This window comes from Alteromonas sp. AMM-1, assembly GCF_047290655.1.
Lineage (GTDB): Bacteria > Pseudomonadota > Gammaproteobacteria > Enterobacterales > Alteromonadaceae > Alteromonas > Alteromonas mangrovi.
Genome location: NZ_JBLBUE010000012.1, coordinates 26,545 through 47,879, shown reverse-complemented (window position 1 = coordinate 47,879; position 21,335 = coordinate 26,545). Strand labels below are relative to the sequence as shown.

Annotated in this window: 18 protein-coding genes; 9 read left to right on the top strand and 9 right to left on the bottom strand. The window is 47.8% G+C overall.

The window, feature by feature from the left end:
* Positions 1-76: 76 nt before the first annotated feature.
* Positions 77-475: a diacylglycerol kinase gene (locus tag ACLR2L_RS04430; RefSeq protein WP_413366047.1), complete on the bottom strand. Its 399-nt coding sequence runs from the start codon at positions 473-475 to the stop codon at positions 77-79.
* Positions 466-2,073, bottom strand: a complete 1,608-nt coding sequence (locus ACLR2L_RS04425) for a phosphoethanolamine transferase (RefSeq protein ID WP_413366045.1) — start codon at positions 2,071-2,073, stop codon at positions 466-468. The genes ACLR2L_RS04430 and ACLR2L_RS04425 overlap by 10 nt, the downstream gene beginning before the upstream one ends.
* 363 nt (positions 2,074-2,436) lie before the next feature.
* On the opposite strand from ACLR2L_RS04425, the gene ACLR2L_RS04420 reads away from it, so the two are divergent.
* Complete coding sequence (locus tag ACLR2L_RS04420) at positions 2,437-3,114, top strand: response regulator transcription factor (protein ID WP_140961260.1); 678 nt, start codon at positions 2,437-2,439, stop codon at positions 3,112-3,114.
* Positions 3,111-4,532, top strand: a complete 1,422-nt coding sequence (locus ACLR2L_RS04415) for an ATP-binding protein (protein WP_413366043.1) — start codon at positions 3,111-3,113, stop codon at positions 4,530-4,532. The genes ACLR2L_RS04420 and ACLR2L_RS04415 overlap by 4 nt, the downstream gene beginning before the upstream one ends.
* Before the next feature lie 7 nt (positions 4,533-4,539).
* Here the strand turns inward: ACLR2L_RS04415 and ACLR2L_RS04410 are convergent, their stop codons facing one another.
* The 5 genes from ACLR2L_RS04410 to pedF all read right to left on the bottom strand — a co-directional run bounded on the left by ACLR2L_RS04410 (position 4,540) and on the right by pedF (position 11,377).
* The gene (locus ACLR2L_RS04410) at positions 4,540-5,295 is read right to left on the bottom strand and encodes a hypothetical protein (protein ID WP_413366041.1); all 756 of its coding nucleotides are present in this window, start codon (positions 5,293-5,295) and stop codon (positions 4,540-4,542) included.
* 231 nt (positions 5,296-5,526) lie between these two features.
* Positions 5,527-7,638 (bottom strand): 4Fe-4S binding protein, encoded by a 2,112-nt coding sequence (locus ACLR2L_RS04405; protein ID WP_413366039.1) that lies wholly within the window; start codon positions 7,636-7,638, stop codon positions 5,527-5,529.
* A gap of 117 nt (positions 7,639-7,755) precedes the next feature.
* Positions 7,756-9,519 carry a PQQ-dependent methanol/ethanol family dehydrogenase gene (locus ACLR2L_RS04400; protein ID WP_413366037.1) on the bottom strand — a complete coding sequence of 588 codons (1,764 nt, stop codon included), beginning with the start codon at positions 9,517-9,519 and terminating at the stop codon, positions 7,756-7,758.
* Between the two features lie 513 nt (positions 9,520-10,032).
* On the bottom strand, positions 10,033-10,899 hold the full coding sequence (locus tag ACLR2L_RS04395; RefSeq protein ID WP_413366035.1) for a substrate-binding periplasmic protein: 867 nt from the start codon (positions 10,897-10,899) through the stop codon (positions 10,033-10,035).
* Between the two features lie 31 nt (positions 10,900-10,930).
* Entirely contained in the window at positions 10,931-11,377 is a 447-nt protein-coding gene (gene pedF / locus ACLR2L_RS04390; RefSeq protein ID WP_140961249.1) for a cytochrome c-550 PedF, read from the bottom strand.
* Between the two features lie 224 nt (positions 11,378-11,601).
* On the opposite strand from pedF, the gene ACLR2L_RS04385 reads away from it, so the two are divergent.
* The 7 genes from ACLR2L_RS04385 to ACLR2L_RS04355 all read left to right on the top strand — a co-directional run bounded on the left by ACLR2L_RS04385 (position 11,602) and on the right by ACLR2L_RS04355 (position 17,429).
* Entirely contained in the window at positions 11,602-12,837 is a 1,236-nt protein-coding gene (locus tag ACLR2L_RS04385) for an ABC transporter substrate-binding protein (protein ID WP_413366033.1), read from the top strand.
* 1 nt (position 12,838) lies between these two features.
* Positions 12,839-13,819 (top strand): YVTN family beta-propeller repeat protein, encoded by a 981-nt coding sequence (locus tag ACLR2L_RS04380; protein WP_413366031.1) that lies wholly within the window; start codon positions 12,839-12,841, stop codon positions 13,817-13,819.
* Positions 13,816-14,553, top strand: a complete 738-nt coding sequence (locus ACLR2L_RS04375; RefSeq protein ID WP_413366029.1) for an ATP-binding cassette domain-containing protein — start codon at positions 13,816-13,818, stop codon at positions 14,551-14,553. Before ACLR2L_RS04380 ends, ACLR2L_RS04375 begins: the two co-directional genes overlap by 4 nt.
* The gene (locus ACLR2L_RS04370; RefSeq protein ID WP_413366027.1) at positions 14,553-15,347 is read left to right on the top strand and encodes an ABC transporter permease; all 795 of its coding nucleotides are present in this window, start codon (positions 14,553-14,555) and stop codon (positions 15,345-15,347) included. Before ACLR2L_RS04375 ends, ACLR2L_RS04370 begins: the two co-directional genes overlap by 1 nt.
* A gap of 85 nt (positions 15,348-15,432) precedes the next feature.
* On the top strand, positions 15,433-16,101 hold the full coding sequence (locus tag ACLR2L_RS04365) for a response regulator (protein WP_140961240.1): 669 nt from the start codon (positions 15,433-15,435) through the stop codon (positions 16,099-16,101).
* A 169-nt stretch (positions 16,102-16,270) separates the two neighbouring features.
* Positions 16,271-16,951: a YoaK family protein gene (locus tag ACLR2L_RS04360; RefSeq protein ID WP_413366025.1), complete on the top strand. Its 681-nt coding sequence runs from the start codon at positions 16,271-16,273 to the stop codon at positions 16,949-16,951.
* 64 nt (positions 16,952-17,015) lie between these two features.
* Positions 17,016-17,429 carry a hypothetical protein gene (locus ACLR2L_RS04355; protein ID WP_413366023.1) on the top strand — a complete coding sequence of 138 codons (414 nt, stop codon included), beginning with the start codon at positions 17,016-17,018 and terminating at the stop codon, positions 17,427-17,429.
* Here the strand turns inward: ACLR2L_RS04355 and ACLR2L_RS04350 are convergent.
* Positions 17,415-20,099 carry a NahK/ErcS family hybrid sensor histidine kinase/response regulator gene (locus ACLR2L_RS04350; RefSeq protein ID WP_413366021.1) on the bottom strand — a complete coding sequence of 895 codons (2,685 nt, stop codon included), beginning with the start codon at positions 20,097-20,099 and terminating at the stop codon, positions 17,415-17,417. The two genes, ACLR2L_RS04355 and ACLR2L_RS04350, sit on opposite strands and share 15 nt — an antisense overlap.
* A complete protein-coding gene (gene nosP / locus ACLR2L_RS04345; RefSeq protein WP_413366019.1) occupies positions 20,096-21,289 on the bottom strand; it encodes a nitric oxide-sensing protein NosP in 1,194 nt (397 codons plus the stop codon). The genes ACLR2L_RS04350 and nosP overlap by 4 nt, the downstream gene beginning before the upstream one ends.
* Positions 21,290-21,335: the final 46 nt, after the last annotated feature.

The following is a 21,335-nucleotide window of genomic DNA, read 5'->3' as shown; positions in this document are numbered from 1 at the left end:
TTGGCTTCCGTGGTACCTACGGGGCTGTATGGCGGCTGGGTGATTAACTCTATTCAATAAGTCAGCTATCCTGCAATCAGGCTGAGTGGGTAATAATCACTGTTCCCCAGCTTAATAGTCCAATAAGAATTGCAATGAGTACAGCCGCTGAGCCTAAATCCTTGGCAAGCCCCGACAGCGGATGAAGTTCAAGTCCTACTCGGTCTATGGTGGCTTCAATAGCGGTATTTACTATTTCGGCAAACATAATAAACAGTATAGAAACCAGCAGTACGGCCTTTTCTAACAACGCAATGTCCCAATAAAACAAGACGACCAGTGACAAAAATAAAAGCAACATCTCCTGACGAAATGCTGATTCATGTTGGATAAGCCAGCGAATAGCCCGAATGGAGTTGCCCATGGCTAATACAATTCGCGTTAATCCGGACGGTTTATTCGAGGTGTCGAAGTGCGTTTCTTTGTTTATCGGCATATTGAGAAAACATCCATTTCTGGTTGGTAAGTGGTGCTGTTTACAGCCGTTAATCCCAGTAACGTGTCGTATATATTATCGTGCGACAGCGATTTACCAGCTTGTTCAGACACACATTCTCGATAACTCGCGTCTTCCAGTCCCTGACTCCAGTAAATCAGCGGTACATGCGTTTGCTCAGAGGGAGCAATGCTATAGGGGAAACCGTGTAAATAGAGTCCTTTTTCGCCTAATGATTCGCCATGGTCGGAAATATAAAGCAGTGCAGAATTGGGTATGTTTTTAAGCTGCTCTATCACACTGGAAAGAATAAAGTCTGCGTACAAAATGGTGTTGTCGTAGGTATTAGTAAGCTGCTGCAGATCGCAGTTTTGAATATCGCTGCGCGGACAATCTGGTATGAATTGTCGATATGGATCAGGATAGCGTTGATAGTACGTTGGGCCATGTGAACCAATAGTATGAAGCACAATGACCCGGGGCTTTTTGTTGGAGTGAGCGGCGAGTGCCTGGGATAGTTGTGTCAGCAGTATCTCATCCTTACAGTACCGGCCATCGCAAAACTGACTGTTTCGGTTGGGATCATACGGTGTATTGGGGATTCGCGTGCAAACCCCTTTGCAACTGCTATTGTTATCTATCCATTCAACGTGGTAACCCGCCCTGTGAATAATATCCAGCGCGTTGTCCTGGCTGGATGCCAAACGGCTGTTGTATTTTTCTCTGCCAAGTCTGGAAAACATGCAGGGTACTGAAATGGCCGTGGCCGTGCCGCACGAATCCACGTTTTGAAAACTAACAACATCCAGCGCTTCCAGCCTGGGATTGGTGTTTCGGGCATAGCCATTTAAACTGAATTTATCTGCTCTGGCTGTTTCACCTACCACCACTATCAGTGTTACCGGCGTATTATTTGCTTTTTCTGCTATGGCTGGGTGACTGTCTAAAATTCGATAGGGCAGCGGTGGGTACAGATAAGTATCACGTAAAAATTTGTAGCCAGAGTCGTAAAATGCCAATGGCGTTACAAATTTAATCAGTCCCTTATTGTTGCGGCCTATAGCGGCATAATCTTTGTAAAGCGTGGTAGCAATAACCGCGATAGCCAGCATTGCAAGCAAATTAACCTTCAGCAGCATTTTTATATTTGTAGTGAATGCTCCCTTGATTTGCTGAGTAAAAATGGCAAATACAGGTAGCAGCCCCAGCCCAATAAAAAAGATAACCAGGCTCATGTTGAGATAAGAAAGGGCTTCACCTGAGTCGGTTTCAACCACGTTCTGAATCATGCTTGTGTCAAATAGCGTGCCGTACACCAAGGTGCCGTACAAAAGCAGAGAAGACACTATTATGTGAATAGCTAACACGGTTTTGGTAAAGAAAAGTGCGCCGGACAACGTGAAGAAAATGAGTAATAACGAGCAAAGCAACACTGGCACGGAAAGAAGAAATAGCCAGTCGCCGATTGTTGATGGCGATGAAGCAAGATACACCGCTTTTAAAAAGGGGAAGTTTACAACAACAGTAAAGAAGACGCTGGTGATCACTAACAACTGTGAATTGGTAAACCGCCGCTTTTTAGATAACGTTGCGAACACAACTACCTCGCACTAAAACATATTGCATTAATGCTAGGTAACAACGCTGTGGAAACACTTAAGCTTAACTTTGAATGCGGTTATTAATTTATAACTGTAATAACAACAATCTATTAGGTTAAAACGCTTGGTGAGAGCCATGGAAAATTGTTAGGGAGTATCTTGTTGATACCACTAAATCAGAGTTGAACGCTATTTACCTTTGTGAGACCGCAAGCAAATCGCCAGATGAGCCGGTTATTCTTAGGTTTGTCTGAAGAATCGCTGATAAATACCTTGTGATACTTAGTTAGCCGCGGTCTTCAGACAAACTTAAGAATACAGAGCTACACTCTTTATCGGAGCAATTTAAATAAACAGAATATGCGAATTTTACTGATTGAGGATTCTGATGCGCTAAGGAAGAGCCTGACCGTTGGATTACAAAAACTAGGCTATGCCGTAGACACAGCCGCAACGGGCACAGAGGGGCTGAATATGGCCCTGATTGGCGACTATGACATTTTAATTTTAGATCTGATGCTGCCTCACCTGAATGGCATGGAAATACTGAAGGTCGTTAGAAAGCAGAACGTAGAAATTCGCATTTTGATCCTATCTGCTAAATCTGACCCAGACGACAAAGTCAGCGGTATTCTGGCAGGTGCGGATGATTATTTATCCAAGCCGTTTTCCTTCGATGAGTTAACCGTGCGTTTGATCAATCTGATGCGCAGAGGCAAGCTGCTTTACAGTAATGACGAAGTTGTTGTGAATGATTTTGCCCTTGATTTGAATAGCAAGGTAATGCGCTACAAAGGTGAGCAACTGGAGCTTACACCCAACGAATTTAAGATAATCGAATGTATTTTCCTGAACAAAACACGGGTGATAACACCCGAACGCCTCAGCGAATCAATAGCAGGAAGCTACGACAGTATTTCAAAAAATGCTATCGAAGTTCACCTTTCTTGTGTGCGTCGCAAAGTCAGGGAGTTGGGAGGCGAATTACCTGTGAAAAGTAAACGCGGATTCGGCTATATCGTTACTGAGAATACATGAGATCAATTTATAAAACGCTGACCCGACGTCTGTCACTGGCCATTTCAGTATTGGTGATCTCGGTATTAATTATTGCCGATGTTGCAGTGGATGGCTGGATTGAAAATCAATTTAATAAATCGATGTTAGAAAAAGTCGGTATGCTGGAAACCCTGGTCAAGGAAGATGCAGAAGGTGTTGAATTTGATTTTGCCGGTGAGTTTATGCCGGAGTTTGAAGGTACGGGTGATCCGGAATATTTCCAGTTATGGCGCAACAGTGAGATTTTCGAAAAGTCCGATACGTTGAGTTTGGTGAGCGAGAATTCACTGTTATTTGTGGATCTGCCACTCGATACATTTCATCTGGAAGATTACACCTTGCCCGACGGCAGAACGGGGCGGATTGCCTATATTCGCTTTATTCCGCAGATCGACTCAGACAAACGTGCTGATTTCTACCAACAGCAGGGTGACACTCCACGCAATACAATGACTCTCGCTTACGCTGCGTCAACGGAAGAGTTGTACTACGCACTTTGGTTAATAGATGGTTCTTTTATTCTGGCATTAATTCTGGTGCCATTGATTATTCGGTTCACGGTAAAAAACACGGTTACCTACGCACTTAACCCACTGAGTGAGCTTAATTCAAAAATTAGTAGGCTAAATTTCGGCAGTGAAAATCTGAGTTTGTCACTGGATAGATCAGTAGAAGAACTGCAGCCAATTGTGAACAGTATAAATCGTTTCATAATCGAAAATTTGAGGCTCTACGAACAGCAAAAACGGCTGACCTCTGATATTGCGCATGAACTCAAAACACCGGTTACAGAGTTAACAACATTGGCTGAAATTGCCTTGCGATTCCCGGGTGACGAATTGCTGGAGGCGTCGTTTAAACCCGAAGTGTTGTCGATTGCACAAAGGATGAAATCGATTATTAGCGGAATCCTGACCATTCATGGTTATTCCGGTAAACAACTCGATTGTTCCACTGTGGTCAATATTCAAGCACTGCTAGAGCATATTGTTCGCCATCAAAACACCAATAGAATTGAGTTGATTGCTGAAGAGGGTATTGCATTTGAAATCACTAGCAATCAGTTTGCACTGGAGTCGGTGTTTACCAATTTGCTTGCCAATTCCCTGCAACACAGTAAGCCTCAAACAACGGTAAAGTGCCGAATCGAAAAGCACTCTCACAGCGCATTGCAGGTACATATCAGTAATATTCCTGCAGACGACTATTCTGAAAAGGATCTCAATCAGTTCTTCGAACCTTTATGGCAGAAAGACGCTGCCAGAACGTCCACTGAGAATTTCGGGTTAGGCTTAACCATTGTGTCTGTACTGATTAAGGCTATTGGCGGCGACATTTCCGTGAGACTGGATGATAGTTTTATTCACTTTTGTGTGCAGTTGCCTATTGGCGAGTGAGCCCGATTTAATTACCAGGCTGTAAACGCTGAACCTGAGCATGAATAAAATGCCGGAGCGTGCCGAGTTCTTCTTCAGGAAAATAACGCATAGCGTATTTTTCGAATGTCCCTGACCGGTAGTACTCATACAAAACCGCGTTAACATCTTTTATAAACTGCGCGGATTCCGGGTGTTTACTGCACATGATGTGGCCGGTTATGTAGGGCGGATTGTTTGCCAATGCAAAGCTGGTGTAGTGTTGCAGTGGTGTGTCTGAATTTTTCAGCGCGCTTGGGATTAGTAAGGCAAACTGCCCACGTTCCTGATTAAACATTTTGAAATATAAGTCATAGGGGTCGGATGCGCCTAAATAATACCGCTGGGAATTGTCGATATGGGTAATTTCGGCATCCAGGTACTGCCCGTAAGAGTGCCTCGTAATCAGAAGTAAAACCCTGTCTTTGGCATCTTGAAAAATGGCAGATACTGACGCTACTTCGCCCTCTTTGTTCAGATAATTGTCTCTAATCGTTGCAGTGTATTCCTGTTGCACGTAGAGCTTGTGAGAGAGATACACATCAGTAGCTTCGCTAAACAAATAGTGCTTTTCTCTTTCGTCAGTACGAACTTTCATTATCTGACACGCTGCAGTGTCGGGCGTAAGTAATTTTTCGGCGCGGAGTTGATTTTGGAAATATAAATCGGGAAACCTGTCCAGGTGTGACAGCACATAGCGGTAACTATCGCTAATGAGTGAACCTGATGGTAAATCAGAATTCACTAATACGTTCCGGGTGACTTTATTGTCGGTATACAAGGTCACTTCTGCGAAAACGGCAGCAGGCAGGAATAAGTTTGAACAAGCTAACGCTAATAAAAGATGACGGATCCCTTTCATAAACATATAAGATGCGAGCCTTACCAACACAGTTTACGGGTAGTATTTGAGTTTATGTAAATCAAATTACCATACACTGTGGTCTATCGCTGGATAGACCTCTATGCGATTGTGCTATCTGACCTCCACCGCAAGTGACTCTGCTATGTTTTGCGCGGTACGAGGCGATTTGCCGGCCTTTTTAAGCGGCGGGCAAAGGTGGTCATTGTTGTAATACACAATGCACTCCAGGCACTGCACACACTCGTTGTAATCCACCTTTCCTTGTGGCGTGATGGCCTTGATGTCGCACTTGTGGTAACACATGGTGCAGGGTTTACCGCATTCTTTGCGGCGGGTGAGCCATTCGAACTTATGAAAGTAACCGAGTATCGCTAACCCTGCACCCAGCGGGCATACGTACCGGCAATAAAACTTATTGATAAACAGCCCGGCGGCGAGCAACGCAACGGTGTACAACACAAACGGCCAGTAGCGCACAAAATGTAACGTAATAGCGGTTTTAAAGGGCTCTACCTCAGACAGTACCTCGGCGTCTGACAGCGATAGATAAGACACAATCACCAGTCCGCCCAGAATGGCGTATTTGATCCACCCTAATTTACGGTGCACAGAAAACGGTATTTTGCGCTGCCGGATACGGAATTTTTTCGCCACCCAGCCCACCATTTCCTGTAAAGCACCGAATGGGCAAAGCCAGCCACAAAATATCCCCCTGCCCACAATGAACAGGCTAACGAACACATAGCTCCACAAAATGAACAGCACCGGATCCATCAGGTAAACCTGCAAATCGAAGCCGGATTTTACACTTTGCAGAATAGGGTAAATATTCACAACCGACAGTTGGCCCTGGGCATACCAGCCAATGAATATCAGAGTGTAAAACATAAAGCTCCAGCGTACCCATCGAAAGCGATTTTCATTGGCGGATAGCTTGTGTTGCAGCGCAAAAATAGCGGTCACTGCAATCAGGCTGAGTACCAGTACAGTGATCACTGGCCAGCGCATTTTCCACACCCTTATCCAGGCCGGTTCAGGTGTGTATTCATCAACCGGTGCTGCGATATCAAATAAGTCCGTGGGCACGGCATAAGTATGCGTAAGCTGTAATTGCTGACTGATTAAATGGTTTTTGGCAATGTCGATGTTCAGGCTTAGCTGCATGGGTAAGCTGGGGTTGAACCCCGACTGGGTATTCACCGCGAATATCTGCAGGTTGCTGGTGGCCTCTAAACCACCGGCAAGTTGCTGTGGTTCAAAGCTGTAAAAATTCAGGTCACGCATGCCAAAAGGCAAGTCATTTTGCAGCAGGCTAACGCGAGTGGGTACAGTGCCGGGCTTAAACTCTGGTTCAAGGTAGCTGAAAAAGCCCGACGACATCACCATGAAGGCTTGTTCGTTAGATTTTAACATTGCTTGTAGCCGGGTAAAGTCGGCCTCGCCCAGCAGGTTTTTACCAATTAATGGGCTGTTTAAATAGGCAAAGTACACGTTAAAGGTATCGCCGTCCTGCAAATAAAACGTACCATCAGGGTAGTCGTCCAGGCTTGCCCCTAATTCGCTTTCAAAGGTGTTTTGACTGATTTCCCAGTGCTGCAGTAAGCCACGCGCAATCAGGTCGTTAGTATCAAGTGGCTCAAATGTATCCGCTTTCGCTGTAGCGGCCGGGGCACTGGCAAAGCCGGTGAGTTTGTTACGGGCTACCTGTAATGCTGAAAGCAACACGGTATCGCTTATCACAATTACCGACACGGTGGCTTTGGTTACGCCATCAACGTGCACAGTGTTGTCGTTGGGATTGGTGTCATTGGCGGCGCTATCAACAATAACCCGCTTAGACACATTCTGTCCGATATACTGATCTATAAAGCGGTTCATTGGCTCGGGGCCTAAACCGTGTAAAAAAATGGGTTCGTGATGATGGAGTACTTCAATGCCAACAATATTGCCTTGCACGTCCATACCAATAAGCAGGTTAATGCGGTCGCCAGAGAAGCCAGGGAATTCTACCAAATCATTGCTTTCGAAGGCGTAACCCAATAATTCCTGTAGCTGATAAACCGGGTAAACGGGGAAGTCTTCGGCTTTGTTGCCAATCACGGTGGCCTTGGGAAACAAGCGCTGAATCTGCTCAGGGCTTATGGTGTCACTGGCCCGGCAGTCCAACACAATAAAGAGACTATTGAGAAAAATAACACAGACAATCAGAACAAACCGTTTCATCTGACTCCCTCAACACACTGAAAAAGGGGTGAATGTACAACTACACACATCCACCCCCGAGGAGAAAAAAAAACGCGACGAAATGGTGGGACTTTAAACAGTTCGTCGCGTGGCCTCTTAGCTACGAGGCAATTTGAACGTCCAGACAGTACCGCCTTGGTTAATGTCTTTGACTTTCTTGGCAACTTCACCACCCCACAACGGAACGGCACCACCCCATCCAGACACGATGCTCAGGTATTGCTCACCGTCTTGTTCCCAAGTGATCGGAGAACCCACGATGCCAGAGCCAGTGTTGAACTTGTACACGATCTCGCCGGTTTTCGCGTTGAAGCCGTACAGGTAGCCTTCAGGTGTACCGGTAAATACCAGGTTACCCGCAGTGGCTAACACACCACCCCAAAGTGGCGCATTGTTTTTGAATTCCCAAACCACTTCACCTGTTTTCGGATCAACTGCTTTCAGTGAACCAATGTGGTCGTAAATAGGTTTGATAGTGAAACCCGAACCTAAGTATGCCGCACCTTTTTTGTAGTTAACCGGTTCGTTCCAGATGTCCATGCCCCATTCGTTTGAAGGAACATAGAACAAACCTGTGTCCTGGCTAAACGCCATAGGCATCCAGTTTTTGCCGCCTAAGAACGAAGGTACAGCCCAAACGGTTTTACCTTTTTTACCATCTTCACTATCTGATGGGTTACCCGGACGCATTGCGTCGTCGTAAATTGGACGGCCGTTTTTATCCAGGCCTTTCGCCCAGGTAATGCCGCTTACGAATGGGAAGCCGCGAATAAATTCGCCGTTTTCACGGTTCAGTACATAGAAGAAGCCGTTGCGGTCAGCGGTAGCCGCTGCTTTAACCGTTTTGCTACCGTCTTTGTAATCAAACGCGATAAGTTCGTTAACACCGTCGAAATCCCAGCCATCGTGTGGCGTAGTCTGGAAGTGCCAAACGATTTTGCCGGTGTCAGGGTCGATAGCCAGACGTGAAGAGGAGTAAAGGTTGTCTCCAGGACGCAAGTGAGAGTTCCACGGAGCGGGGTTACCTGTGCCCATGAAGATCAGATCCTGATCCGGGTCGTAAGTACCACCTAACCAGGTTGCTGCTCCACCTGTTTTCCACAGGTCACCAGTCCAGGTTTTGTTAGCTTCGCCACCGGTAATACCGTTGTCTTTGCCGTTAAGTGTACCCATGTGGCCTTCCACCGTTGGGCGGCTCCACACCAGTTCACCTGTTTTCGCATCGCGGGCTTCAACTTTACCCACAATACCGAATTCACCACCAGAGATACCGGTAACCACCATGCCTTTCACGATCATAGGTGCGGCGGTGAAAGAGTAACCTGCTTTGTAGTCACCCATTTTCTTACGCCAAACCACTTTACCGGTCTTTTGATCAAGTGCTACCAGAATGGCATCCAGCGTACCGAAGATAACCAGGTCGTCGTATATTGCTGCGCCACGGTTAATTACGTCACAGCAAGGCATAATGCCGTCGGGTAAACGCGCTTCGTATTGCCATAGTTCCTCACCGCTTGCTACATCGATAGCATAAATACGCGAATACGACGCGGTAACATACATTACGCCGTCTTTAACCAGGGGTTGTGATTCCTGACCACGTTGCTTTTCGCCACCGAATGAAAACGCCCATACCGGGTGCATTTTCTTCACGTTTTGGGTGTTCAAATTGTCCAGTGGACTAAAACGCTGACCGCGCGGTCCTAAACCATAGGTCAAAAAGTCATTGGTGGTGGCCTGATCGTTCAGGATGTCTTTGTCAGTCACGCCCGCTTGTGCGACGCCAGACAATGCCCCTAAAGACAGTGTCAGACAGAACGCAGAGCTTAATAAGTGACCTGAAACTCTTCTACTTTTCATCAGATTTCTCCAGTGTTTCAACGGGTACTCAGGGCTTGTATTACCCCTTGTTCACAACGAGCGCGAATTGAATATGTTCAGCATGCGACAGGTTGAGTATTGTTATTAACCTTGTCTTGTGGTGTAGGACTAACAGCCAACTCAACCACAAAAGGCGTCAGAATCAGTATCTGTCATCAATTTGTTAACAACCATTAAACCTTGGATTATCATTTTTAGTCCGATGGTAGTACTACTTTGCTGAGAAGCACTATTTATCTGGGCTTTGGGCATGCGTAAATGCGCTGTGTAAAGCAAAAAACAATGTGGTTATGCTGGGTTTATCTCAAATTTCACTAAGCAAGTGGGGGCAGTTGTTAACAAAAGTTTGCTAAGAATTGGGGATATGCTACAAAACGAACAAAAGACTAAATAAGTAGTTCAGCACTAAGCTATGCATGAAGCTTAGCAAGAGGCTATGCGAGAGACTAAACAAGAGACTGAGCAAGAGGCAAAGCAAGGCGTAGGTTGCTATTACTCAGTCCGGAAATAGTCTGGTATGTCGTAGCTTAAACCGTATTGCAAATACAGCTTTTCCATTTCGCCGTTTTTAACCATTGGCTCAATGATACTTTCAATAGTATAAGCCAGTTCACGGTAGTCCTGTTTTACGGCCATGCCGATATCCCAGGATTTAATGCTCATGGCGGCCAGCCCATCGGCGCTGATGTCGTATTGTTCTGTGAGCGGCCCCATGCCCCACTGGAGCTGAGCTTTCATACCCGCCACCGCCGCTACGTCACCGGCCTTTAACTTGTCAATGCCCGCAAACACAGAGTCCACATGTACCAGTTTGTCGCGCAGGCGGCCACCAATGGTTGCGCCTAAAAAGAAACTTGGCAGTGAATCCAGTTCTACAGCGATCTTTTCGTATTGGAAAATCGCCAGTGTTCGAATGTCATTGGTTTTTTCGTGATCCCGTAACAGCGCCCAGTTTTCCTGCTGATAAGGCGAGAACATCACCACCATTTCGTTTTTGGGTAATCCGTAGCCGTCTATTGCATAGGCAAATCGTCGGTCGTAAGGCACGCGAAGCATAACATCGGCTTTCTGGCGCGTAATGATATGGCCCTTCCAAATGGCATTGCGTAAATCGTCTTCCAGGTTTTCGTCGGCATTGAGCCACAGCCATTCAACGTTTACGTCCAGCGCTTTGGCAATGTGTTTGCCAACTTCAATGTCTACGCCCGCAGGTTCGCCATCTTTTAAAAAGGAATAGGGTGGGAAGTCGTTGTAGACAGCAATGGTGATCTGGCCTGACTCTATTATATCTTCGTAGCTTCGGGCGTTTGCGTAGCTGCTGAGCGCAACGCAAATCAGGAACAGAATTCGTATTACCATTACTGCCTCAACGTCGGTGTGTTAATACAACTTACTCGGGTGTACCACGAGTTTCAATGTAAGACTTAATTGCCCACATTGCTTCCTGACTCAGGATGCCTTCGAACGGAGGCATGTAAACCCGGCCATCTACTACCGCGCCATTACGGATACGTGTCATAAACCAATCGTCCGCTTCTTCCTGGCTGAAAAATTCGTTTTCATCGTTCAGTTTACGCAAATCTGGTGTAATACCACCAGAAATCACTTCCAAACCGTGGCAACGCGCGCAGTTCTGGTTGTAAGCCGAGTCACCGATTTTAATTGCTGTTGCATTACCGGTGTATGGGTTAGTAGCCAGCCACTCATCGCCCAACTGGGGTAGTGCACTGGTGTCTACTGCCTGTGGCGTCACGTCACCGTGAGCCAGCGCATGGGCAGATGTTAATGCCATAGAGGCAATCATCGCGCTGCGCATAAAGGTTAAATACTTCTTCATTATGTTTCTCCAAAAGCTGCCTGTGAGAATGCTTTTTTCGCTGTAAAAACGCCCTCGCTTTTTATTCTTCCGCTACTACAACAAAGCACACCGTGAAAGTTAGGAGATATGCACTAAGCTTCCAATTGTACTTAGGTAGTAAACCTTTCATCCTTTTTGCTCATTTCATCCGGGCATGATCATGCTCTACTATTGCACCATAACGTTAATAAATGGTTTTGTTTTTGAACATAAAAAATCCTGCTTATTACAATATTTACACAGCTTTAACGTGGTTTTGGCGGCATATCGCCACCACCACAAAAGGGCTGTGCTGGCTATTTTTGTGGCAACAAAGTGCCCAGGCGGCTGTTCAAAATATCAACATTTTGTATGTGCAGCAGCGCCAGGAAGTGTCAGCCGAACCCCTGTTGCTTAAGCAAGCGGCTAGCAACAAAACGCTGGCAGGTGCAACACTGGCTATTGACGATAGCAACACCACCGGCCGGTTTTTAAAACAGCACTATCAGTTAACGGTAGTAGAAGGTAGCAATACTGGTGAGCTGATAAGCCAACTGAATGCCTTGTTTGCGGCGCAGGATGCCCCGGTCGCAGTATTGGTTGATGTGCCGGAAAGTGACTTTAGTGCCATCAGCAACGCTGTGTTAAGCCATGGTGCGCTGGTGATGAATGTGAGTAATCGCGACGATGCACTCAGACAGTCTCAGTGCAGGGCCAGGCTGCTGCATACTGTGCCAAGTCGCGCCATGTTGGCCGATGCGATGACGCAGTATCTCATGTCGCGCCGTTGGCGTGAGTGGTTTGTGGTGGCAGGCAATACCGAAGATGATCAGGCGTATTTGAGCGCTTTACAGCGCGCAGCAAAACGCTTTGGGGCAAAAATTGTTGAACAGAAGAACTGGTCATTCGACACCGATTTACGCCGCGTGGCGCAACAGGAGATTCCGTTGTTTACCCAGCACGACGACTATGATGTGGTTGTGGTAGCCGACGAACAGCACGCGTTCGACAAGTACTTTCCGGGTAATACCTGGTTACCCCGGCCTGTTGTTGGTACAGAAGGGTTAGTGCCAACAGGCTGGCACTGGACGCTGGAACAGTGGGGCGCAACACAATTGCAGAATCGCTTTTACAGCCAGTTTGCCCGTGAAATGACCGAGTCTGACTATGCTGCCTGGCTGGCAGTTCGCGCGATCAGCGAGGCGGTCACCAGAACTAGGTCGGCTGCACCCGGTGAACTATACAACTACCTGATCAGTGATGGTTTTGAATTAGCCGCCTTTAAAGGGCGAAAACTGAGTTTTAGGGCGTGGAGTGGTCAGCTAAGGCAGCCCATTCCTCTGGTGCATCCGAATGGACTCACTGCACTGTTACCGCTGGATGGTTATATGCATCCGGTTACCGATTTAGACACACTGGGGTTTGACAAACCCGAAGTGCGTTGCAACATGGCGAAGTAGTATGAATCTGTGCAATGTAACCCATTTAACCAAACTGTCGCTGGTCAGCCTGTTGATGCTGCCATTATCGGTACTGGCAGAAACGGCTTATATATCGAATGAGAAAAGCGATACGTTAACCCTGATTGATACTAACACGCTGGAAGTAATCAATACCGTAGATGTGGGCATGCGCCCCAGAGGCATTATTTTCAGCCAGGATTATAAGTATCTGTATATCTGTGCCAGCGAATCAGACGCTGTGCAGGTAATGGATGTAGCCACTAACCGCATATTACACAACCTGCCGTCAGGCGAGGATCCAGAGCAATTCGCTCTGCACCCCAACAACCGCCATCTATACATCGCCAATGAAGATAGCGCGGTAGTAACTGTAGTGGATACCGAGTCTCGAACCGTTATTGCGCAGATTGATGTGGGCATTGAGCCAGAGGGTATGGCGGTGAGCCCGGATGGTAAATGGGTGATTAACACCTCTGAAACCACCAATATGCTGCACTGGATTGATACCAGTACCCACGAGCTGGCAGATAATACGCTGGTAGACCAGCGGCCGCGTCATGTTGAATTCAGCAAAGATGGTAGCCTGGTATGGGCGTCGGCGGAAATTGGTGGCACGGTTGCTGTCATTGACACGGCAACCCGGTCGATTAATCACACCATTCGCTTTGCTATTCCCGGCGTACACCGCGACAAAATTCAACCGGTGGGCATAAAGCTTACCGACGACGGCAAATATGCCTTTATCGCCCTTGGCCCAGCCAACCATGTGGCGGTAGTCAACGCTAACACTTATGAGGTACTGGATTACTTACTGGTTGGTCGTCGCGTATGGCAGTTGGCCTTTGCCGACAATCAGTCTAAGCTGCTCACTACCAATGGAGTAAGCGGCGATGTGTCGGTGATAGACGTAAACAAACTCAAAGTAGTGAAAACCATAAAAGCCGGGCGTTATCCCTGGGGTGTGGTAGTAAAACCATGAGTGAAGCGGTGCTGGAAATTCATCAGCTTGGCTTTCAATACGGTAACAAACCGGTGTTGAGTGATGTGTCGGTATCACTGCAACCGGGAAAGTATTATGCGTTGCTTGGTCCGAACGGTGCGGGCAAAAGTACGCTGTTTTCGCTGATTTGCCAGTTGCTGCGCCCGGTAAGTGGATCATTACACCTGATGGGAAAAGACACCCAGCAACATACTCGTTATGCGTTAAAGCAATTGGGTATTGTATTTCAGCAGCCCACCCTGGATCTTGACTTAACGGTTGAGCAAAATCTGCGTTATCACGCCAGTTTACAAGGTATGCCGGGAAAGCTCACCCGCCAGCGAATTCAGGAAGAACTGGCTCGCTTTGACCTGGCTAACCGGCAGAAAGACAAAGTACGCGCGTTAAATGGCGGTCATCGTCGCCGCGTTGAAATTGCACGGGCATTGCTGCACAAACCCAGGTTGCTGCTGCTCGATGAAGCCACTGTGGGGCTCGACCAGAATACCCGCGATGCCATGAATGCGCATTTGCGTGAGTTGTGTACCCATGAGGGGATCACCATTTTGTCGTCGACGCATTTGATTGACGAAGTGAAGCCAAACGATGAATTAATTGTGTTGTTGAATGGACAGGTGAAGCTTCAGCAGCGGTGTCAGGAAGCTATGGCATCACTGGGCGTTGATACGGTGCAGCAACTCTATCGTCAAATGCACATCGGTGGAGAGCAATAATGGCGTACTTCACCTGTTTTATGGGGATTTTAACCCGCGAATTACTGCGTTTCTGGCAGCAGCGTTCGCGGTTGTTGAGTGCATTAGTTCGGCCACTGTTGTGGCTGGTGGTATTTGCGGCGGGGTTTCGCGCGGCGTTAGGGGTAGCGATTATACCGCCCTACGAAACCTACATAACCTATGAAGTGTATATCATGCCGGGACTTGCCGGTGTGATCATGTTATTCAATGGCATGCAAAGCTCGCTATCGATGGTGTACGACCGCGAAATGGGCAGCATGAAAGTGCTGCTCACCAGCCCCATGCCAAGATCGTATTTACTGGTATGCAAACTGCTGGCAGGTGCGTTAATTTCTACGCTTCAGGTGTATGCTTTTTTTGTGATTGCCTGGCTGCTGGATGTGCAGGCTGAGCCAGCGGGTTATGTGCTGGTGTTACCCGCGTTACTGCTTACGGCTTTGATGCTGGGCGCGCTGGGATTGTTGTTGTCTTCGTTTATTAAGCAACTTGAGAATTTTGCCGGAGTGATGAATTTTGTGGTGTTTCCCATGTTTTTCCTCTCTTCGGCACTGTACCCATTGTGGAAAATGCAGGAGTCGAGTGAATGGCTTTATCAGTTATGTCTGTTCAATCCGTTTACTCATGCAGTGGAGTTAATACGCTTTGCCATGTACAGCCAGTTTAACGCTCAGGCGTTAGCAGTAACCTTGGGTTGTACTCTGGCGTTCACAGGACTGGCAATTTGGGGCTACGACCCCAAGCGTGGCATGGTACGCCGCAAAGCAGGTGGCTGAGGCCGCGCACACGGGTGTGGCAGATTCGCGAAACAGGCCCACATCCACTAACATAACTAAATAATAATTAAGCAGGGCGAAAAACATGGTAGAAATATTAGTTGCAGATGACCATCCCTTGTTCCAGTACGCCATCACGGATTTCGTGGAGCGTAATATTCCTGATACCAAAACGATCAGTTGTACCGATCTGGAAGAGGCGCTTAATACTGCCGAAGAAAATCCTGATATTGATTTGGTTTTACTCGACCTGAATATGCCGGGTATGGACGGCCTCAACGGCATTGTGCGTTTTCGCAATCAGTATCCGGAAATTCCCATTGTGATTGTGTCTGCCGAAGAAGACAAAAACGTGGTACTACAAGCGTTTACCTACGGTGCGGTAGGCTTTATTACCAAGTCGTCCAGTTGCGAGCAAATCGTGGCCGCACTGCAACAAGTGTTGTCTGGCCAAGTGTACCTGCCACCCGATATTATCCGTAAAGGTGGCACCAGTAAAACGCGCGATGATCACGCTTCTCAGCAAATCGATCCAAAACTGATTGGGGCGTTAACAAGACGCCAGTTGCTGGTGTTTGAGTGCATTGCAAAGGGCAAGTCCAACAAGCAGATTGCCTACGAGCTTAATATTGCCGAAACCACAGTGAAGGCCCATGTGTCTGCCATCTTAACCAAGCTGAACGTACACAACCGCATTCAGGCCGCCCTATGTGCTGCCAGTATCGACTTTAATCAGTATTTAATGCGCAACTAATCGCATTTGCTTTGGAGTAGTGAGTAAGCCAAGCGGGTAGTGTCACTATCCGCTCTGTCTGCTCCCGCCTAAGTTTAACGTGATCCCCATCCCCCTTTCGTAGTCTGAAGCTTTCGGTGTATAACTAATCCTAGCTATTGTGCTGATGGTATTGGCCGGGAGAAGTGTAGTGATTTCGCGATTGCCCAAGTGGGTTGAATCAGGCGCGTTTGTGCTTGCATTGATTGCAGGTTATGTGAATGCGGTGGGATTGTTGGGCTTTGAGCATCAGTCTGTGTCACATGTCTCCGGTACTGCAACGCAGGTGGGTGTGGGGCTACTCAACGCCAGTATGCAACAAACGCTGAATCTGATCAGTGTGCTGGTTGCGTTTCTTGTGGGAGCTGCAGTGTCGGGCTACCTGCTGCACGATTCCACCTTAAAACTCGGCCGGCATTACGATACCGCGTTATATTGCGAAGCTGGGCTGCTGATCATAGGTGCCTGGCTCCTTTTATCGCATTCTTTTTACGGCCATTTGTTTGCGTCAGCCGCCTGCGGATTACAAAATGCCCTGGCTACCAAATACAGTGGCGCGGTGATCCGCACTACCCACCTCACCGGCATATTTACCGATTTGGGCATTATGCTGGGCTCTGCTATTCGCGGTGAGGCATTCGATAAACGCAAGGCCCGACTGTTTTTATGTATTATTGTTGGGTTTATAGTGGGCGGTACGTGTGGGGCATGGTACTTCCGGATGTGGCTGTTTTACGCGTTGTTTGTGCCAGCCGGCGTGTGTATTGTACTTGCTCTGGTTTATCGCCATTACGTGAACAAGCAAGCCAGTGGTATAAAAAATACGGCGTAGTCGGTTAGGCAGTGGCTAGCCTATAATGCGTTCACTTTGCACATTGTGATAAGGACATAACCCTATGACACAAGAGAAGTTGTCACTGGAGTGGCAAACACTGCAGAATCAGTTCGACAGTTACGAAAAATACAGTCTGATGATAAAACTGACGGCCGTGTTGCTTACTGCAATTGCCCTGCTTACGCAGTTGCCCACCTTGATTGCAATGGCGTTAATTGGCGTGTTATGGCTTCAGGATGGTATTTGGAAAACCTTTCAGGGGCGTTTTGAGCAGCGTTTGCTGGCTATTGAAGCGGAGATCCGCGCGTTGGGTACTACCACCGATTGCCAGTTTAATTCGGCATATTTAGCTCAGGCTAATTCAGGTGGCGCGCTGATCGCTGAATATGTGAAGCAATCATTGCGACCTACCGTGATGTACCCTTATGTGGTACTGGAAGCACTAATTATTGTGGCTGCTTTACTGATTGGATAACAGGTTAGACAGCGCCAGTTTCATTTTGTGAGGCTTAACGGGTTTATTCAGCAGCGAATAACCCTGCTCGCGTACCTGTTGGCGTAGTTCATTGGTGTAATTGGCGGTGATCATGATCACTGGTGGATGCGGTTGTAAATGTTCGCGGGTAATCGCCAGTGCGTCAAAACCGGTATCGCCGTCGTCCAGATGGTAGTCGGCAATAATCAGTTGCGGATCCAGCTCCGCCAAAAACTCCGGATCGTTGAGTTCTTCCAGTGTCTGCACCGAGGTGACATTACAATGCCAGCTGCCCAGCACGGTTTCCATGCCTTTGCAGATCTCTTCATCATTATCGATTAACAGGATACGCGCCCCTTCAAGCTTGTCGTTAAAGCGGTCAATCAATGGCGCGGGTGTCGGTTTGGCTGGCTGATTGGTAGTATCGGCATAGGGAAGGGTAAGACTAAAACTTGAGCCTCTGCCTTCCACAGAACGCACCGAAATCGCCAGGCCCATCACACTGGCTAGCCGCTCAACGATTGCCAGACCGAGCCCAAGCCCTTTGTCGTGACGGCGTTTTTTGGCATCCAGGCGGTTAAATTCGCGGAAAATCTCAGAAAGTTTGTCTTGAGGAATGCCAATACCGGTATCGATAACCTGAATTTGCACGCCCTGTTTGCGCCGACGAACACCCAGCAATATACCGCCTTCATTGGTGTAACGCAGCGCATTGCTCAACAAATTACGCAGGATACGGGCCAATAGGTAGTTGTCGGAATGCACCAGTTTTTGAGTGGTTTTTACTTTAAACTTCAACCCTTTGGATTTTGCCTGTGGCGCAAATTCCGCTGCCATGTTGCTAATGAGATCGTCGATTTCAAAATCGTCCAGCACGGGCTCAATCAAGCCCGCTTCCAGCTTGGAAATATCTACCAGGGCGCTTATCAGCGACTCCAGATTTTCCAGCGAATAGCTTAGCGATGTCATGAGCTTCTGGGCTTCGTCGCTCAGCGATAAATCGTTTAACGCATCGGCAAACAACCTGGCTGAATTCATTGGCTGGAGTAAGTCGTGGCTGGTGGCTGCAAGGAAGCGCGATTTGGATTCGTTCGCTTTGTCTGCTTCGCGTTTAGCTTCCAGTAATTTTACTTCGGCCAACTGACGGTCTTCAATTTCGTTGCGCAACTGCAGGTTTATTTCGGAAATCTTCTTGGTACGCTGGTTAACCCGCTGCTCCATGTAGTCGTAGGCGTGTTTCAGCGCGCGTGCGGTGCGTCGCTGTTCGGTTACATCCTGCTCCAGGGCGAAAAAGCCAATTACATTGCGCTGTTCATCGAAGTGGGGGATATAGGTTTTATTCGAGATCCGCACGTTGTCGGGATCCCGGCTGTGTTCAATTTCAAAGTTAACAGCCTGACCAAGCATAGCGCGGGCAATGTGTATCGACAGTGTGTTGTATTCTTTTTCACCGAGTACGTCACTCAGGTGATGATTAATAATGTCTTTGCGCGACCGGTTAAACCACTTTTCAAATTCGCGGTTTACGAACTCATAGCAGTGATCTTTGTTAACGTAGGAGATGAGCGCTGGCATGGCATCGGTTATAAGGCGAATGCGCTGTTCACTTTCTTTCAATGCTTGCTGGCTGCGGCTGCGCTCAGTGATATCGGCAAACGTAAACAACATGCCGCCAGACGAAATAAGGCTTCGTCGGTTGAGTAATACCAGGTCATCTGCCAGGACAGTTTCTACTTCCACAAAGGGGGTGTCGTGCGCCTGATCTAACGTGAGGGCCCGATACAGGGTTTGCGCCGCGGGTGTTTGCGACATGAGCGCGGCAAAGTCTTCACCCCGCGTAACCTTTGAGTCGGGCAGACCAATAAACGTTAAAAACTGCTGGTTCCAGGTTTCCAGTTCGCCGTTAGCGTTGATCAGAACTACGCCCTGTGACATGTTTTCCAAGGTGGCTTTCAGTAGTTCAGCCTGTTCGGTCATGGCGGTTTCGTAACGCAGTTCTTCAGCCAGTTTGATTGACGTGATGTCGGTATACACCACGACCAAACCACCGTCGTGGGTAAGGCGCTCCTGCATTTGAATCCAGGTGCCATCGCGCAGTTTAAAAATGGTTTGCGTAATGGGCTCGTGATGCACACTGACTTTCTTTTGTGCCTTTGCGTCTTTGTCTACCACTACCAGCGACGCGGCGGTAATTTCCTGAAAAGTGGTGATCCCCAGTTCAAAATGAATGTTGTGCTGGCGCCAGAAGTCGGCGCACCGACTGTTTACCATTACCATTTTGCGATCTGCGTCGAACAGGGCGAAGGCGTCAGAAATGCTTTCAATGGCATCGCGCAGGCGTTGCCGGTCTTGTTCTGCCTGGATTTGGCTTTTTTCTGTTTCGTATCTGGCTTGTTCCAATTCTTTATTGGATTCTTCCAGCCGATGCAGGGTTTGCTGTAAGCGGTAGGTGCGTTCTTTTACCTTGTCTGCCAGCATGGCTGCGTCTTCAAAAGACTGGTATGCGTCGGAGTGATTACCCCAACCCATTTCGACACGACGCATGAGTACTTTATTGATTTTTTTGAGCTTTTCGTTCTCGTATCGAAGGCGCTCCAGCTCATCAGAGGGGTTTTCGGCTTCTATAGGCGGCGGTGTAGAAGTTACATCGGCATTGACAAGTTTGCTCAAGACGCGCTCCGCAGCGGTGCTCCAATGGCTACACCGGTAAAGGTGTGATTCAGGTGTAAGCCGTTAATTTGCTCGCCGTAGGTATTAAATCCAATCATGTGGTGATCGCGATAAAGTGACGACATCGACTCACACAAATCCAACTTGTCGATTTCAGCACGTCTGTGAATACAGTCGAAACCAATCAATAAATCGATGTTACCAAGGCGCTGTTGCAGCTCCTTCAGCACCATGGCGGTATGTGCATGCAGGCCACTCGATTGCATTCTGGTAAGTACAATACCGGCATCGATGGCACAGAAAAAGGTGAGGCTCAGATCATCGTTAACTTGCTGGATGCTGCGGATGTACAGCTGATCGCCAAGTTGTACCGCCAGCGGATTCATGGCAAACACTTCGGAAGTGAGTTCTTCCAGTTTGAGTCCATTGATTCTGCAATATTCCAATGCCGCCGGTTCCGCGTTGAATTCCTCAACAATGCGCTGACCCGGCGCTGTTTGTGTTACTACCAGCTTATCTTCTTCCGGTGCGAGGTGGTGATAACTGAACACATCAAACTGACAATTAGTGTTAACCAGCATGAAGACGGCAGCATGGCTGTAAAAACGGCCGTTATAAAATATCTGGGTATCCACAAAGTGTTGGTCGTCACCTGCCGAGCCGCCTACCAGTGGGATATCCTGCATACTCAGATTAAGGGCGTTAATTACCAGTTCTTCGCGGATCGATAAGCCATCCAGCAAGGTAAGCCCAAAACAATGCTGCTCAATGGGACCTTCAGACACGGCCTTACCTTTGAGTTGCTCAAGCATACCGCTCACCAGTTTATCGGCATCCGCATTGGAAAACGCGGCCAGGTTTTCAATGAGTGCGGTTTCTACCGCAAAATGTTGCTTGCTGAGTGCAAAGGCGCTGATGGAGTGTTTACGGCAGCCCAGGGGCGTAATTTCACCGGCGGATGTGCAGCCAATCACGGTGATGTTGCCAAAATAACGATTGAGTTCTTTGGATAGCTGCTCAAGGGGATATCGTGTACAGCAATAAAATACAACACAGGTTGCTTCACATCCCGACAACGCTGCATAGATTTCTTTTGCCGCAATCATTGGATCGAGGCTTTCAGAGCCTGCCCTGGCCACTGCGGGGGCGTACTTTTCGGAAACAGCGTGTTGAATAGATTGAGACAGCATAAAAACTCCCTGACAAGGCTTGATTTTATCTGCTTCACAATTGATT